At 73.0% G+C, this 14,506-nt stretch carries 16 protein-coding genes; 10 read left to right on the top strand and 6 right to left on the bottom strand.

Annotation, left to right across the window (positions count from 1 at the left end):
* Nucleotides 1-56 precede the first annotated feature (56 nt).
* The 3 genes from BUE41_RS08480 to BUE41_RS08490 are packed head-to-tail and all read right to left on the bottom strand — an operon-like array spanning nt 57 to nt 1,680.
* Nucleotides 57-368 (bottom strand): hypothetical protein, encoded by a 312-nt coding sequence (locus BUE41_RS08480; RefSeq protein ID WP_073456450.1) that lies wholly within the window; start codon nt 366-368, stop codon nt 57-59.
* The gene (locus BUE41_RS08485) at nt 365-700 is read right to left on the bottom strand and encodes a hypothetical protein (RefSeq protein WP_073456451.1); all 336 of its coding nucleotides are present in this window, start codon (nt 698-700) and stop codon (nt 365-367) included. Before BUE41_RS08485 ends, BUE41_RS08480 begins: the two co-directional genes overlap by 4 nt.
* Nucleotides 701-744: 44 nt before the next feature.
* Nucleotides 745-1,680 carry a helix-turn-helix transcriptional regulator gene (locus BUE41_RS08490; protein ID WP_073456452.1) on the bottom strand — a complete coding sequence of 312 codons (936 nt, stop codon included), beginning with the start codon at nt 1,678-1,680 and terminating at the stop codon, nt 745-747.
* A gap of 63 nt (nt 1,681-1,743) precedes the next feature.
* On the opposite strand from BUE41_RS08490, the gene BUE41_RS08495 reads away from it, so the two are divergent.
* Nucleotides 1,744-2,346, top strand: a complete 603-nt coding sequence (locus tag BUE41_RS08495) for a TIGR03086 family metal-binding protein (protein WP_073456453.1) — start codon at nt 1,744-1,746, stop codon at nt 2,344-2,346.
* Nucleotides 2,347-2,510: 164 nt separating this feature from the next.
* On the opposite strand, the gene BUE41_RS08500 is transcribed toward BUE41_RS08495, so the two are convergent.
* Nucleotides 2,511-3,713, bottom strand: coding sequence for a bifunctional 3,4-dihydroxy-2-butanone-4-phosphate synthase/GTP cyclohydrolase II (locus BUE41_RS08500; RefSeq protein ID WP_327194750.1), 1,203 nt, complete (start codon nt 3,711-3,713; stop codon nt 2,511-2,513).
* Between the two features lie 215 nt (nt 3,714-3,928).
* On the opposite strand from BUE41_RS08500, the gene BUE41_RS08505 reads away from it, so the two are divergent.
* Nucleotides 3,929-5,173 carry a CaiB/BaiF CoA transferase family protein gene (locus tag BUE41_RS08505; RefSeq protein ID WP_073456455.1) on the top strand — a complete coding sequence of 415 codons (1,245 nt, stop codon included), beginning with the start codon at nt 3,929-3,931 and terminating at the stop codon, nt 5,171-5,173.
* 10 nt (nt 5,174-5,183) lie between these two features.
* Nucleotides 5,184-6,125: a hydroxymethylglutaryl-CoA lyase gene (locus tag BUE41_RS08510; RefSeq protein WP_200803817.1), complete on the top strand. Its 942-nt coding sequence runs from the start codon at nt 5,184-5,186 to the stop codon at nt 6,123-6,125.
* Here BUE41_RS08510 and BUE41_RS08515 read toward each other — a convergent pair.
* Nucleotides 6,062-6,592 carry a flavin reductase family protein gene (locus tag BUE41_RS08515; protein ID WP_073456456.1) on the bottom strand — a complete coding sequence of 177 codons (531 nt, stop codon included), beginning with the start codon at nt 6,590-6,592 and terminating at the stop codon, nt 6,062-6,064. The genes BUE41_RS08510 and BUE41_RS08515 overlap by 64 nt on opposite strands.
* Nucleotides 6,593-6,804: 212 nt before the next feature.
* Between BUE41_RS08515 and BUE41_RS08520 the strand changes: the two genes are divergently transcribed.
* The 3 genes from BUE41_RS08520 (at nt 6,805) to BUE41_RS08530 (ending at nt 10,829) form a co-directional block, all read left to right on the top strand.
* Nucleotides 6,805-7,806, top strand: coding sequence for an AraC family transcriptional regulator (locus BUE41_RS08520; protein ID WP_143172044.1), 1,002 nt, complete (start codon nt 6,805-6,807; stop codon nt 7,804-7,806).
* Nucleotides 7,807-7,936: 130 nt separating this feature from the next.
* The gene (locus BUE41_RS08525; RefSeq protein WP_073456458.1) at nt 7,937-9,424 is read left to right on the top strand and encodes an aldehyde dehydrogenase; all 1,488 of its coding nucleotides are present in this window, start codon (nt 7,937-7,939) and stop codon (nt 9,422-9,424) included.
* Between the two features lie 226 nt (nt 9,425-9,650).
* Nucleotides 9,651-10,829, top strand: a complete 1,179-nt coding sequence (locus BUE41_RS08530; protein ID WP_084754595.1) for an LLM class flavin-dependent oxidoreductase — start codon at nt 9,651-9,653, stop codon at nt 10,827-10,829.
* A gap of 126 nt (nt 10,830-10,955) precedes the next feature.
* On the opposite strand, the gene BUE41_RS08535 is transcribed toward BUE41_RS08530, so the two are convergent.
* Nucleotides 10,956-11,222 (bottom strand): PspC domain-containing protein, encoded by a 267-nt coding sequence (locus tag BUE41_RS08535; protein WP_073456459.1) that lies wholly within the window; start codon nt 11,220-11,222, stop codon nt 10,956-10,958.
* Nucleotides 11,223-11,403: 181 nt separating this feature from the next.
* Between BUE41_RS08535 and BUE41_RS08540 the strand changes: the two genes are divergently transcribed.
* The 4 genes from BUE41_RS08540 to BUE41_RS08555 all read left to right on the top strand — a co-directional run bounded on the left by BUE41_RS08540 (nt 11,404) and on the right by BUE41_RS08555 (nt 14,502).
* The gene (locus tag BUE41_RS08540; protein WP_073456460.1) at nt 11,404-12,324 is read left to right on the top strand and encodes a metal ABC transporter substrate-binding protein; all 921 of its coding nucleotides are present in this window, start codon (nt 11,404-11,406) and stop codon (nt 12,322-12,324) included.
* On the top strand, nt 12,321-13,049 hold the full coding sequence (locus BUE41_RS08545) for a metal ABC transporter ATP-binding protein (RefSeq protein ID WP_073456461.1): 729 nt from the start codon (nt 12,321-12,323) through the stop codon (nt 13,047-13,049). Before BUE41_RS08540 ends, BUE41_RS08545 begins: the two co-directional genes overlap by 4 nt.
* On the top strand, nt 13,046-13,918 hold the full coding sequence (locus BUE41_RS08550) for a metal ABC transporter permease (protein WP_143172045.1): 873 nt from the start codon (nt 13,046-13,048) through the stop codon (nt 13,916-13,918). The genes BUE41_RS08545 and BUE41_RS08550 overlap by 4 nt, the downstream gene beginning before the upstream one ends.
* A gap of 122 nt (nt 13,919-14,040) precedes the next feature.
* A complete protein-coding gene (locus BUE41_RS08555; protein WP_073456462.1) occupies nt 14,041-14,502 on the top strand; it encodes a VOC family protein in 462 nt (153 codons plus the stop codon).
* Nucleotides 14,503-14,506 lie beyond the last annotated feature (4 nt).

Consider the following 14,506-nt stretch of genomic DNA (forward strand, 5'->3'; position numbering starts at 1 on the left):
GTTGCTCCGTGAACGGGGCGGCACCGCACCGGGTGCCGCCCCGTTCTTCTTCCCGGCTAGGCGCCCAGGAGCCGGAAGAGTCCGTACGTCCCGGCGATGAGCAGCACAGGCGGGGCGCCGACCAGTGCGAACACGATCGCGGTCTCGAGCGGGGAGCGGCGGGCGCGGGTGGCGGCGGCGAACAGGAACGGCCCGGCCAGGCACCACGTCCCCACCACGAGCGGCGGCACGGCGGCCGTGCCCGCACCGAGGAACCCCGGACCCCGGCTCATCAGGGCGATCAGTACGACGCAGGCGGCCAGCACCTGACCGGACACGCCGATCGTGCGGTACCGGCAGGTCGCCCGGTGATGTCCGGTCGTCGTCACCGCAGGCCCAGCGCCCAGACGATCACGAACGGGGCCGGACCGCAGCCGAGGAACGCGAGCACCGTCCACGCGACCGACCCGGTGGCGCGGGTGATCAGCGCGTAGAGGAACGGGCCGGCGAGGAACCACACGGCGAGCGCGGCGAGCAGCGCGATCACCCCGGCGACCACCGGAGCCGGGGCGGCGAGCACGAACGCCACCCCGACCAGCAGCGGGCCCGTCGCCAGCACAGCCAGCAGCGCCTGCAGCACGATGCCCGCGATGCGCAGGCCGGCGACGGTGGTGGAGCGCGCCGGGGCGGACGAGGGCGCCATGGCGTGCGGGAACGTCATGGCAGCCATCGTCGCCGCAGCCGCGGGCCAGCACCTCCGCACAACTACGGGTCGGCCCCCAGCGCGGCCGCCGTGGCCGCCGCCCGCTGCGCCAGCTCAGCCCGCAGCTCGTCGGGCGCGCGGATCTCGACGTCGGGCAGCCACGACCAGAGGATCGCCGCGGCGTGCGCGAGATCGCCGAACTCCACCTCCAGCTCGTCGCCGTCCTCGCGCACCGACCACGCGGCCGCGAGGAACTCGGCCCGCCGCTCCGGGCGCACCCGCAGCCGGGCGAGGAGGGCGGGGCCGGACAGGAACCGGTCGCGGCGGGCCCGCCACAGCTCCTCGAGATCGACGTCGGCGGGCCGCTCGGCCGGTTCGGCGAGCACCTCGGCGGCGTGGACGCGGGAGAGCCGGTAGGTGCGATCGGCCCCGTCGCGGGTGGCGAGCAGGTACCAGACCGAACGAGCCAGGACCAGCCCGATCGGGTCGATCGTGCGCCAGCCCGACTCGCCGTCCTTGGGGGTGTAGTGGATGCGCAGCCGCCTGCCGGCGAACACCGCCTCCCGGGCGGCGGCGAGCACGTCCTCGTCGGTCGCTTCATCCGCGGGCGGGCGCCGCCGCCAGCCCTCGGTGCGCACGAGCACACGGCTCGCGGCGTCGGTGGCGCTCTCCCGCTGCGGTCCGGGGAGCGCGGCCACGACCTTGCGCATCGCCGAGGCCAGCTCCGGTCCCAGCCCGGGCGCGGATCCGGCCACGAGCAGCGCGCGGGCCTCGTCGAGGGTGAGCCCGGTCAGGTCCGTGGTGTAGCCGGGTACCAGCGCGAAGCCGCCGCCCCGGCCGCGCTCGGCGTAGACGGGGACCCCGGCTGCGGACAGCGCGTCCATGTCGCGCAGCACCGTTCGCCGCGACACCTCCAGCTCGGCGGCCAGCTGGGCGGCCGACATCCGGCCGCGGTGCTGCAGCAGCAGGAGGATCGCGAGGAGCCGGTCGGCGCGCACGATCCGGATCCTCCCAGAAATATGTGACAGTGGATGGCACTTTATGAGCGCGACAGTGTTGCCATGACCGTTCGGACCAGCCAGATCACCGATCCCCGCCCGCTCGTCGCCGACGCCCTCACCTGGGTGCACGGCCTGCTCACCGGCGTGCGCGCCGACCAGCTCGACGCGCCGACGCCCTGCCCGGAGTTCGACGTGCGCACCCTCGCCGGGCACCTCGTCGCGTCGCTCGGCAAGGCCCGGCTCGCCGGCGAGGGCGGCGATCCGCGCACGGCCCCGGCGGTGGCGGCCGGCATCCCCGACGACGGGTACGCCGCTGCGTACGCCGCGGCCGCCGGACGCGTGTGGGAGGTCTGGGGCAGCCCGCAGGGCGACCCACTGCTCGACCGCGAGCTCACCGCGCCCTTCGGCACGGTGGCGGGCCGGGTCGCGCTGCTGGCCTACCTGAACGAGGCGCTCGTGCACGGTTGGGACCTCGCCGTCGCGACCGGGCAGCCCGCGGAGGCGCCGCGGGAGACCGCCGAGGCGGCGCTGGCCGCCGTCCAGCAGGTGCTGCCGGAGCAGCCGCGCGGCGGGCCGATCCCGTTCGCCCCGCCCGTCACCCCGGCCCCGGACGCCGGCCCGACCGAGCGGCTGGCGAACTGGTGCGGCCGCTCCCGCACCTGACCGGGAGCCGGCGCTGATCACCTTCCGCGCCCGCGGAGGACAGCACCGCCGAAGAACCCACCGCCCGAAGGCAACGAACGGCACTCTCGTCCACTCGGAGTGGACGAGAGTGCCGTTCGTTGCGTCAGGACCGGGGTTCCCCACCACTGCGCGCCCCGGGGGCGTCAGCCGGCGATGGTGAGGTGGTGGCCCATGCGCTCCTGCTTGGTGCGCAGGTAGCGGCGGTTGTGCGGGTTCTCGACCGTGGGCAGCGCGAGCCTGCCGACGATCTCCAGGCCGTGGCCGTCGAGCCCGCCGTACTTCGCCGGGTTGTTCGTGATCAGCCGCAGCCGGGTGACCCCGAGGTCGCCGAGGATCTGCGCGCCGACGCCGTAGCTGCGCGAGTCGACCGGCAGGCCCTGGGCGAGGTTGGCGTCCACCGTGTCGAGCCCGGTCTCCTGGAGCGCGTAGGCGCGGATCTTGTGGCCGAGACCGATCCCGCGGCCCTCGTGGCCGCGCAGGTAGACGACGACGCCGCAGCCCTCCTCGGCGATCACCCGCAGCGCCTGTTCCAGCTGCGCGCCGCAGTCGCAGCGCAGCGAGCCGAGGATGTCGCCGGTCAGGCACTCGCTGTGCACCCGCACGAGCGCCCCCTGCTGGGTGCGGCCGGCCGCGGCGACGTCGCCGAGCACGAGGGCCAGGTGCTCGGTCCCGTCCAGCGTGCTGCGGTAGGCGACGGCCCGGAACTCGCCGAACACCGTCGGCATGCTCGCCGTGGCGACGTGCTCCACCAGGCGCTCGGTGGCTGAGCGGTACCGCACGAGATCGGCGATCGCGAGGATCGGCAGCCCGTGCTCCTCGGCGAAGGCGCGCAGCTGCGGACCGCGGGCCATGGATCCGTCCGGGGCGACGATCTCGCCGATCACCGCGACGGGTTCCTGGCCGGCCAGGCGCATGAGGTCCACCGCGGCCTCGGTGTGGCCTGCGCGTACGAGCACCCCGCCTTCGCGGGCGCGCAGCGGGAAGACGTGCCCGGGCCTGCGCAGCTGCTCGGGCCGCGTCGCCGGGTCGGCCAGCGCGTTGAGCGTGCGGCACCGGTCGGCGGCCGAGACCCCGGTGCCGGTGTCGACGTGGTCGACGCTCACCGTGAACGCGGTGGCGTGCCGGTCGGTGTTCTCCGCGACCATCTGCGGCAGCCGCAGCGCGTCCACCCGGTCCGCGGTCATCGGGGCGCACACGATCCCCGTCGTGTGCCGCACGAGGAACGCGATCTGCTCCTCGGTGACGAGCCCGGCCGCGACGACGAGGTCGCCCTCGTCCTCGCGGTCGGCGTCGTCGGTCACCACCACCATGCGGCCCTCGGCGAGCGCGGCGACGGCGTGCTGCACCGCGATCGCTCCCCTGATGCCACCCGACTGTCGCCGCATCGCCCACCTCCGTCGTGTCGCCACGGACGCTAGGGAGCCCGCGGCGCGGCGGACTATCCGCACGCGGCGCGCGGCTAGCCGGTTTCCGCAGGGCCTGCGGGGATCGGCGCTCCGCGGATGTCCGGCGGCCGCGCGCGGATAGTCCGGGCAGGTGGGCCGACCTAGCGTCCGGTGACGTGCACGACGACACCCTCACGGAGACCACGACCCGTCCCGGCGCCCTGTCCGGCGTGCGCGTCCTCGAGCTCGGCACGCTCATCGCGGGCCCGTTCTGCGGCCGGCTCCTCGCCGACCACGGCGCCGATGTGATCAAGGTGGAGGCGCCGGACCGCCCCGATCCGCTGCGCGAGTGGGGCCAGGCCGAGCAGGACGGCCACCACTTCTTCTGGACCGTGCACGCCCGCAACAAGCGCTGCATCACCCTCGACCTGCGCAAGCCGCGCGGCCGGGACGTCTTCCTCCGGCTCGTCGAGACCGCCGACGTCGTGGTGGAGAGCTTCCGCCCGGGCACCCTGGAGCGCTGGGGCCTGGGCTACAGCGTGCTCTCCGCGCGCAACCCGGGCGTGGTGCTCGCGCGCGTCTCCGGCTACGGCCAGACCGGGCCGTGGGCGGGCAAGCCCGGGTACGCATCGGTGGCGGAGGCCGTCAGCGGCATGCGCCACCTCAACGGCTTCCCGGGCGGGCCGCCGCCGCGCACCGCGTTGTCGATCGGCGACTCCCTGGCGGGCATGTTCGCCGTGCAGGGGGTGCTCGCCGCGCTGCTCGCCCGGGAGGACCGGGACGGCCCGAACGCCGGCCGGGGCCAGGTCGTCGACGTCGCCCTCTCCGAGTCGTGCCTGGCCCTGCTCGAGTCGACGATCCCCGACTACGACCGGACGGGGCTGATCCGCGGCCCCTCCGGCACCCGCCTGTCCGGGATCGCCCCGTCGAACATCTACCGCAGCGCCGACGGTCAGTGGGTGGTGATCGCGGCGAACCAGGACACCGTCTTCGCCCGCTTCTGCGCCGCGATCGACCGGCCCGAGCTGGCCACCGATCCGCGCTTCGCCACCCACGTCGCGCGCGGCGAGCACGAAGACGAGCTGGACGCGATCGTCGGCGAGTGGGCGGCCGCCCGCGACGCCGCCGCGATCACCGCGGTGCTCGACGCAGCGGGCGTGCCGGTCGCGCCGGTCAACACCGTCGCCGAGGTGGTGCGCGACCCCCAGTTCCGGGCCCGCCACATGCTCGTGCCCCACCACGACCTGCGCATCGGCGAGGACGTGCTCGGGCCCGGAGTGGTGCCGGTGATGAGCGGGACGCCCGGATCCGTGCGCTGGGCGGGGCCGCCCCGGCCCGGCTTCCACAACGACGAGGTCTACGCGGAGCTCGGCATCGACGAGGCGGAGCTCGCCGAGCTCGCCACCGACGGCGTGATCTGAAGGAGTTGTCGTGGTGCTCAACCTGCCTGCCGAGGTCGACGTGCGCGAGGTCGGCATGCGCGACGGCCTCCAGCTGGAGGCCCCGGTGCCGCTCGAGACCAAGCTCGCGTTGCTCGACGCCCTGGTCGCCACCGGGGTGCGCCGCATCGAGGCGACCTCGTTCGTCTCGCCCGCCGCGGTGCCGGCGCTGGCCGACGCCGCGCAGGTGGCGGCCGCGCTGGACCAGTGGCCGGGGGTCCGGTTCTCCGCGCTCGTGGCCGGGGTGGGCGGGGCGCGCCGCGCGGTGGCGGCGGGGATGACCGATCTCGAGTACGTGGTCTCGGCCGCCGACGGGCACAGCCTCGCCAACGCCCGCCGCACCACGGACGAGGCCACGGCCGCGACGGCCGAGGTGGCCCGGCTGGCGCACGAGGCGGGCGGGCGGTGCGAGGTGATCATCGCGGTCGCCTGGGACTGCCCGTTCGACGGGCCCACGCCCCCGGAGCGGACGGTCGCGGTGGCCCGCCGCGCCGTCGAGGCCGGGGCGGACGAGATCTGCCTCGGCGACACGATCGGGACGGTCGTCCCCGGACGGCTGGTGGCGCTGGTCGACGCGGTCCGCGAGGCCTGCGCCGGTGTGCCGATCGGGGTGCACCTGCACAACACCCGCGGTGCGGGCCTGGCCTGCGCGCTGGCCGCGGTGCAGGCCGGGGTGACCCGGCTGGATGCCTCGATCGGCGGGCTGGGCGGCTGCCCGTTCGCTCCGGGCGCCAGCGGCAACATCGCCACCGAGGAGCTGGTCTACCTGCTGGAGGACTCCGGCGTGCGCACGGGCATCGATCTCGCCGCGGCGCTGCGGGCGGCCGCGGTGGCCGAGCAGGCCGTGGGCCACCCGCTGCCCAGCGGGCTCTACCGGGCCGGCGGGCGCTCGCGCCCGGTCCCCCGTCCGGCACCGTCGCCCGGCAGGCCGTAGCCGCCGCGGTAGAACAGCAGCGGGGCCCGGCCCTGTCCGGCCCCCAGGTGCTCCACCCGGCCCACGACGATCGTGTGGTCGCCGCCGTCGTACTCGGCCCACAGCGTGCAGTCGATCCACGCGCAGACTCCGTCGAGCACCGGTGAGCCGGTGGGCGATGGCTGCCAGGACACCCCGGCGAACTTGTCGGAGCCGGAGCGGGCGAACCCGGCGCTGAGGTGCTCGTGGTCGGCGGCCAGCACGTTCACGCAGAACCGGCCGATCTCGCGGATGCGCGGCCAGGTCTTCGACGTGCGCGCCGGGGCGAAGCTGACCAGCGGCGGATCGAGCGAGAGCGACGCGAACGACTGGCAGGTGAACCCGAGCGGCTCCGCCGGGCCGGCCGCGGTGACGACCACGACGCCGGAGGCGAAGTGCCCGAGCACGCTGCGCATGGTCGCGGGATCGACTTCTGCAGGGGCGCTCATGCAGCACAGGTTCACCGCCCGCGACCGGCGGCTCCATCCCCGCAGCGCGCCGGCTTGTCCACTTCCCGCACGGCGCGCTCAGCGGATACCCGACGCGCACTGAACGGATAGCTCGCTGCGAGCCGCGGATAGTACGCAGATCGATCGCTTGGCTAGCCTCGCTGTCGCTGAAGCACCGCTGACCAGCGGAAGACTGGCACGAGGAGGTGTCCTTGTCCGCTCAGCAGAGCCTCGATGTCGACCGGCCGCTCCCGTTGTCGCAGTTCCCCGTCCTGGACACGGGTAGCCTCGAGGAGGCCCGCGACGCCGTGACGCGCGTGTACCTGCCGCACGAGCTCACCGCGCCGCGCGACCGGTTGAGCATGACGCTCAACGCGGTCACGGATCGCCACTTCACCTTCGGCTACCTCACGTACCAGACCTCGGCGGAGCTGAACATGCCGCCGACCGAGACCTGCTACCACATCAACCTCACGATCCGCGGTACGACCGACGCCGACCGGTCCGACGGCGACCGGGCGCGCACGGCGGCGGACCGCAGCGGGGTGGTCCTCTCCCCGAAGCAGCGCAACACCGTGCGCTGGTCCCCGGACGCCGAGCAGCTCATCCTCAAGATCCCGCGCACGAGCCTGGAGAGCCACCTCGGCGACCTGCTCGGACGGCCCGTGGGCGAGGTCGTCGACTTCGATTTCGGGCTCGACCTGACCACCCCGACCGGGCAGAGCCTGCTCAACTCGGCGAAGTTCCTCGCCCAGGAGCTGAACCGGCCCGGCGGGCTGGCCGAGATGCCGCTCGCCCGTGAACAGCTCGAGGCGTTCGTGATGACCCAGCTGCTGCACGCCGGCCGGCATCAGTTCACCGACGAGCTCAACGCGCCGGCTGAATCGGTCAAGTACGGCCGGCTCGCCCCGGTCGTGGCGTACATGGAGGAGCACGCCGACGAGCCGCTCAGCCCGCAGGAGCTGGCCCGGGTGGGCTGCATGAGCGTGCGCACCCTGCACGTGTCGTTCCAGAAGACGTTCGGCGAGTCGCCGATGAGCTACCTGCGCCGGATCCGGCTCGACCACGTCCGCGCCGAGCTGCTGCGCAGCGACCCCAACCAGGTGCGGGTCATCGACGTGGCAATGAAGTGGGGCTTCTTCCACCAGAGCCGCTTCGCCCAGCAGTACAAGGAGCGGTTCGGCGAGCTGCCCAGCGCCACCCTGCGCCGCTGAGCCGCAGCTCTGCACTCATCGGCCACAGCGGCGCCGTCTGCGGATAGCCGGTGGCCGAGGCGGGCTCATAGCGTCACCGATCGATCCCCACCTGCAGAAACACTCAAGGCGAACGCTAAGGAGCAGGTCGATGACGTCCTCCCCCTCCGGCCTGGAGCAGTTCAAGCTCTTCATCAACGGCGAGTCCGTCGACGCGCGGTCCGGCCGGACCTTCGAGTCGCTCAACCCCTACACCGGCAAGCCGTGGGCGATCGTCGCCGACGGCGGCCCCGAGGACGTCGACGACGCCGTGGCCGCCGCCCGCGCCGCCTTCGACGGCGAGTGGGGCGCGCTGACCGGCTTCCAACGCGCAGCGATCATGCGCAAGTGCGCCGACGCGATCGCGGCGAACGCGGACCGGCTGGCCCGGCTGGAGGTCAACGACTCCGGCAAGCTGCTGCGGGAGATGCACGGCCAGCTGGTCAGCCTGCCGAACTGGTACCACTACTTCGCGGGCCTGGCCGACAAGCTCGAGGGCCGCACGGTGCCGCCGGTCAACCCGAACTACTTCGGCTACACCACCCGCGAGCCGGTCGGCGTCGTCGGTGCGATCACCCCGTGGAACTCGCCGCTCCTGCTGCTCACCTTCAAGCTCGCCCCGGCGCTGGCGGCCGGCTGCACGATGGTCGTCAAGCCCTCGGAGCACTCCCCCGCATCGACCGTGGCCTTCGCCGAGGTCCTGCACGAGGCCGGGCTGCCCGCCGGCGTGCTGAACGTCGTCACCGGTTGGGACCGGGCCACCGGCGAGGCGCTCGCCGGTCACCGCGGCGTCGACAAGGTCGCGTTCACCGGGTCGTCGGCCACTGGTGCGAAGGTCGCCGCCGCGGCCGGGGCGAACCTCAACCGCGTGACGCTGGAGCTGGGCGGCAAGAGCCCGCAGGTCGTGTTCCCCGACGCCGATCTCGATGCCGCCGCGAACGGCCTGGTCGCCGGTGTCTTCGCGGCCACCGGCCAGACGTGCATGGCGGGCTCGCGGCTGATCGTGCACGCCGACGTCCACGACGCGCTGATCGAGAAGGTCGTCGAGCGGGCCAACGCGATCAAGCTCGGCGACCCGACCGAGGCGGAGACCGAGATGGGCCCGGTCGCCAACGTCCCGCAGTACGAGAAGGTGCTCTCCTACCTGCGCGGCGCCGCCGCGGAGGGCGCCACGTTCGCGTGCGGCGGCGAACCGGACACCGAGCGCGGCGGGCTGTTCGTGAAACCGACCGTCGTCACGAACGTGACTCCGCAGAACACGATCGTCAAGGAGGAGGTGTTCGGCCCGGTCCTGGCCGCCTGCACCTTCACCGACGAAGAGGAGGCGATCAAGCTCGCCAACGACACCCCGTACGGGCTGGCCGGCGCGGTCTGGACCAAGGACGTGCACCGCGCCCACCGGGTGGCGGCGAAGCTGCGCGCCGGGACGGTCTGGATCAACGCCTACCGCGTGATCGCGCCCAACATGCCGTTCGGCGGCTTCGGGGCGAGCGGCATCGGCCGCGAGAACGGCATCGAGGCGATCAACGAGTACACGGAGACGAAGTCGGTGTTCGTCGAGCTGACCGGCGGAACGCGCGACCCGTTCAAGCTCGGCTGACCGCCGCGACCGGTCCGGGGGCCGACCTGCGCCACGATCGCGGGTCGGCCCTTTCGCGCTGGTCACAGGGTGCGGCGAGGTCTGCGCTGGGCGGCCGTCGCGCTGCGCTTCGCGGCTGTGGAGGCCCGCGGCGCGCCCATAGCGTCGCTGGCGTGGCGAGCGGGCCGTCTGCGGCCCCGACACCTCTTCTCCCTCGCCAGATCCCCCCGTGTTGAAGGAGACATCCATGACCCAGACCGCCAGCCAGCTCCTCGGCCTCGCCCCGACCGAGCCGCGGCCGCCGGCCGAGACGCAGCCGGTGGCCGACCGGCGGACCACCAACCCGCTGCTGGGCGACCAGAAGATGAAGCTGGGGCTGTTCGGCACCAACTGCTCGTACGGGCTGATCATGTCCCACGCGCCGTCGACCTACGAGGTGAGCTGGGCGCACACCAAGGAGATCGCCCAGCGCGCCGACGAGCTCGGCCTCGAGGCGCTGGTCCCCATCGCCCGCTGGAAGGGCTTCGGCGGCTCGACGAACTTCAACGGCAACTGCTTCGAGACCTACACGTGGGCGGCTGGCATCGCCGAGGCCACCGAGCGGATCGCCATCACGGCGACCTCGCACCTGCCCACCGTGCACCCGATCGTCGCCGCGAAGGCCGCCACCACGATCGACCGCATCTCCGGTGGCCGGTTCGTCCTCAACCTCGTCATGGGCTGGGTGACCCCGGAGATGGAGATGTTCGGCGGCAAGCAGCGCGAGCACGACGAGCGCTACGCGTTCGGCCAGGAGTGGATCGACTACGTCACCAAGCTGTGGACCGAGCCGGGCTCGTTCGACTTCGAGGGCAAGTACTTCTCCGGCCGCGAGGTCGAGGCCTACCCGAAGCCGCACCAGGGCCCGCGGCCGGTGCTGCTGAACGCCGGCAACTCGCCGGCGGGCATCGACTTCTCCGCCCGCAACGTGGACATCAACTTCGCGTCGCTGGACACACTGGAGAACATCAAGGCCTACACGACGGCGATCCGCAAGAAGGCCCGTGAGGAGTACAACCGCGACATCTCCGTCATGACCTACGGACTGGTGGTCTGCCGCGACACCGAGGACGAGGCGAAGCGGGCGTTCCAGCAGGTCGTGGACGAGGGCGACTGGGGCGCGGCCGGCAACGTCATCAAGATCGCCGGCTCCGGCTCCAGCCAGTCGTTCGACCACGCGGTCAAGGAGTTCCAGGAGCGGTTCATCGCCGGCTGGGGCGGCTACCCGATCGTCGGCACGCCCGAGCAGGTCACCGAGGAGCTCGGCAAGCTCAACGAGGCCGGCATGGACGGCATGATCATGGGCCTGATCGACTACAACGAGGAACTGAAGTACCTCGGCGAGACGGTCCTGCCGCTCATGCGCGAGGCGGGCCTGCGGAAGTAGCGATCCCGACGCTGAGGGGGCATCGCGGGGTCGGCCGCGGTGCCCCCTTTCGCGTCGAGGACGACGTCGACGTGACCGAGAAGCCCCGTTGATCACGGCAGCATCGTGCTCGACGGGGTCCCCCGCTCACAGCGTGGTCGGGGTGGGCGCGTCCGTGGCGGTCTCGGCGGACGTCGCGGGCTCGGCGGGCTTCGGGTCCTCCACCGGCGCGAGCGCCCAGATCGCGACGTAGAGCACGGCGGCGACGCCGGCGCCGAGCACGGTCAGGACGACGAAGGCGATCCGCAGCAGCGCGGTGTCGACGCCGAGCGACTGCGCGAGGCCGCCGCAGACCCCGCCCAGCATCTTGTCGGTGTTGCTGCGGCGGATGCGGAACTGGTTCAGGTTCTCCATGGCTTCGATCCTGTCCGCGGGCGGCGGCCGCGGCATCGGGGTCGATCCCCGACCTCTCCCCGAGACGACCCTGGACCAGCCCTGTCGACCGGCCCTGACCTGCAGAATCATTGCCATAACTAAGGACTCATATTGAGACATCACATTGGTTCGGTAGACACGGCTAACGTAAAGTTGTGTCGTGGCTCCTGCGAGGTGTCTGGTCGCCCTCCTGGCCGTGCTGCTCCTCGCCGCGTGCGGGGGCGCGCAGCCGGCCGGCTCGACGGCCGGAGACGACGAGCGCCCGCTCGTGCTCACCACGTTCACGGTCCTGGCCGACATCGCCCGCGCGGTCGCCGGGCCGCACCTGCGCGTCGAGTCGATCACCAAGGTCGGGGCGGAGATCCACGGCTACGAGCCGACGCCCGGCGACATCCGCCGCGCCGCCGACGCCGACCTGATCCTCGACAACGGGCTGAACCTCGAGGCCTGGTTCGAGCAGTTCGTCGCCGATGCCGACGTGCCGCACGTCGTGGTCAGCGAGGGGGTCACGCCGATCCCCATCGCCGGTGACGCCTACGCGGGCAAGCCCAACCCGCACGCCTGGATGTCGCCGCTGAACGTGCAGATCTACGTGCGCAACATCGTGGCCGCGTTCAGCAGGCTCGACCCGGCCAACGCCGCGGCGTTCCAGGCCAACGGGGAGGCCTACAGCAAGGAGCTGCAGAAGGTCCACGACGAGCTGGTCACCCGGCTCGGCACGCTGCCCCCGCAGCAGCGCGCGCTGGTGACCTGCGAAGGGGCGTTCTCCTACCTGGCCCGCGACGCCGGGCTGACCGAGCGCTACATCTGGCCGGTCAACGCCGAGCAGCAGGCCACCCCGCAGCAGATCGGCGCGGTGATCGACTTCGTGCGGGCCGACCAGGTGCCGGCGGTGTTCTGCGAGTCCACCGTCTCGGACGCCCCGATGCAGCGCGTCGTCGAGGCGACCGGCACCGCGTTCGGCGGCACGCTCTACGTCGACTCGCTCTCCGAACCGGACGGTCCCGTGCCGACCTACCTGGACCTGATCCGCCACGACACGCGCACGATCATCGCCGGACTGACGAGGGGTGCCGCATGAACGCGATCGAGGTGGACGACCTCACGGTCCGCTACGGCGACGTGGTCGCTCTCGACGGCGCCAGCCTGCACGTCGGAGCCGGGCGGGTGTGCGGGCTGATCGGCATGAACGGCTCGGGCAAGTCCACGCTGTTCAAGTCGATCATCGGGCTGGTCCGCCCGGCGAGCGGGAGCATCCGGGTCGCCGGCGTCGACCCGGCCACCGCGCGGCGCAGGGCCGTGATCGGGTACGTGCCGCAGTCGGAGGAGGTCGACTGGCAGTTCCCGATCTCCGTGCGCGACGTCGTAATGACCGGCCGCTACGCCGCGATGGGCACGATGCGCCGCCCGCGGGCCGCCGACCACGACGCCGTCGACGAGGCACTGGCCCGGGTGGAGCTGACCGATCTCGCCGACCGGCAGATCGGGCGGCTGTCCGGCGGGCAGCGCAAGCGGGCGTTCGTCGCGCGCGGGATCGCCCAGGGCGCCACCGTGCTGCTGCTCGACGAGCCGTTCGCGGGCGTCGACAAGCGCTCGGAGGCCACGATCGTGCGGCTGCTGCGCGAGCTCGCCGACGACGGCGCGACCGTGCTCATCTCCACCCACGACCTGAGCTCGCTGCCCACGCTCGCCGACGAGGCCGCACTGCTGATGCGCCGGGTGCTGCACCACGGCCCGCCCGCGGAGGTGCTCGCGCCCGAGCGGCTCGCCACGGCCTTCGGCGTCGACCTGGCGGTGCAACCGTGACCCTGCTCGACCTGCTGCTGGACCCGCTGCGCTACGAGTTCATGGTCCGCGCGCTGGCCACCGCGGTGGTAGCGGCCGTGGTGTGCGCGGTGCTGTCCTGCTGGCTGGTGCTCATCGGCTGGTCACTGATGGGCGACGCGGTCTCGCACGCCGTGCTGCCCGGGGTGGTGCTGGCCTACATCCTGGGCGCGCCGTTCGCGATCGGCGCGATCGTGTTCGGGTTCCTCGCCGTCGCGCTGATCGGCACGGTCCGCTCCACCAGCCGGATCAAGGAGGACGCCGCGATCGGCATCGTCTTCACGACGCTGTTCGCGCTGGGCCTGGTGCTGATCTCGGTGACGCCGAGCCAGACCGATCTCAACCACATCGTGTTCGGCAACCTGCTCGGGGTGAGCGCGGGCGACCTGGTGCAGGTGCTGATCATCTCTGCGGTGGTGCTGGCCGTGCTCGTGGTCAAGCGCCGCGACTTCACCCTCTACGCGTTCGACCCCACCCACGCGTTCGCCATCGGGTTGAACACCCGGCTGCTGGGCGCGGGCCTGCTCGCGCTGCTGGCGCTGACCGCGGTGGTGGCCCTGCAGGCGGTCGGCGTGGTGCTCGTCGTCGCCATGCTGATCATCCCGGGCGCGACGGCGTACCTGCTCACCGACCGCTTCGGCAGGATGCTCGTGATCGCCCCGGTGGCCTCGGCCCTGTGCGCGATCGCCGGGATCTACCTCAGCTACCACCTCGACACCGCGCCCGGCGGCACGATCGTCGTGGTGCAGGGCGCGCTGTTCACGCTGGTCTACCTGTTCGCGCCGCGCGAGGGCGTGCTGGCCAAGCGGACCGCGGCTCGCCGGCACCGGGGTGCGGCCCCCGTGGCCTGAGCGACCGCGCCGCGCCGGGCTCGCTCCTGGACGACGACGCCGCGGCGCCTGCGGGCCCGGAGGAGTGCCGGAGCCCGGTCGCCGCGCACGGACCGTCGGTGGGCCCTGCCACGATCGGTGCCATGAGCCGCCACGTGCAGGTCACGATCGACGCCCGCGATCCGCGAGCGCTCGCCCGCTTCTGGGCAGAGGTCCTCGGCTACGTCGTGCCCGCGCCGCCCGGCGTCGAGCTCGGCCCGGCCGACGACCCGTTCCGGGCGTGGGAGGAGTTCCTCGCCCGGATCGGCGTGCCCGAGCAGGCGCGCAACTCGCGCGCGGCGATCGAGGACCCGCAGGGCCACGGCCCGCGCGTGTTCTTCCAGCAGGTGCCGCTGGAGAAGGCCGGCAAGAACCGCGTCCACCTCGACGTGCGCGCCGCACCCGGCCTCGCGGGCGAGGAGCGGATGGCCGCGCTGGAGGCCGAGTGCGCCCGGCTCGTCGCGCTGGGGGCCACCCGGCTGGCCCGGCACGAGCCGCAGCCACCGCTCGACGCCGGACACATCGTGCTGGCCGATCCGGAGGGCAACGAGTTCTGCCTCGACTGACGCC

Origin of the sequence: Pseudonocardia thermophila (assembly GCF_900142365.1) — a bacterium.
GTDB lineage: Bacteria > Actinomycetota > Actinomycetes > Mycobacteriales > Pseudonocardiaceae > Pseudonocardia > Pseudonocardia thermophila.

Coding starts and splice junctions, on each gene's coding strand:
- BUE41_RS08485 (WP_073456451.1), bottom strand. CDS start 700: ATGACGTTCCCGCACGCCATGGCGCCCTCGTCCGCCCCGGCGCGCTCC.
- BUE41_RS08495 (WP_073456453.1), top strand. CDS start 1,744: ATGACCGTTCGGACCAGCCAGATCACCGATCCCCGCCCGCTCGTCGCC.
- BUE41_RS08535 (WP_073456459.1), bottom strand. CDS start 11,222: ATGGAGAACCTGAACCAGTTCCGCATCCGCCGCAGCAACACCGACAAG.
- BUE41_RS08530 (WP_084754595.1), top strand. CDS start 9,651: ATGACCCAGACCGCCAGCCAGCTCCTCGGCCTCGCCCCGACCGAGCCG.
- BUE41_RS08515 (WP_073456456.1), bottom strand. CDS start 6,592: ATGAGCGCCCCTGCAGAAGTCGATCCCGCGACCATGCGCAGCGTGCTC.
- BUE41_RS08525 (WP_073456458.1), top strand. CDS start 7,937: ATGACGTCCTCCCCCTCCGGCCTGGAGCAGTTCAAGCTCTTCATCAAC.
- BUE41_RS08545 (WP_073456461.1), top strand. CDS start 12,321: ATGAACGCGATCGAGGTGGACGACCTCACGGTCCGCTACGGCGACGTG.
- BUE41_RS08555 (WP_073456462.1), top strand. CDS start 14,041: ATGAGCCGCCACGTGCAGGTCACGATCGACGCCCGCGATCCGCGAGCG.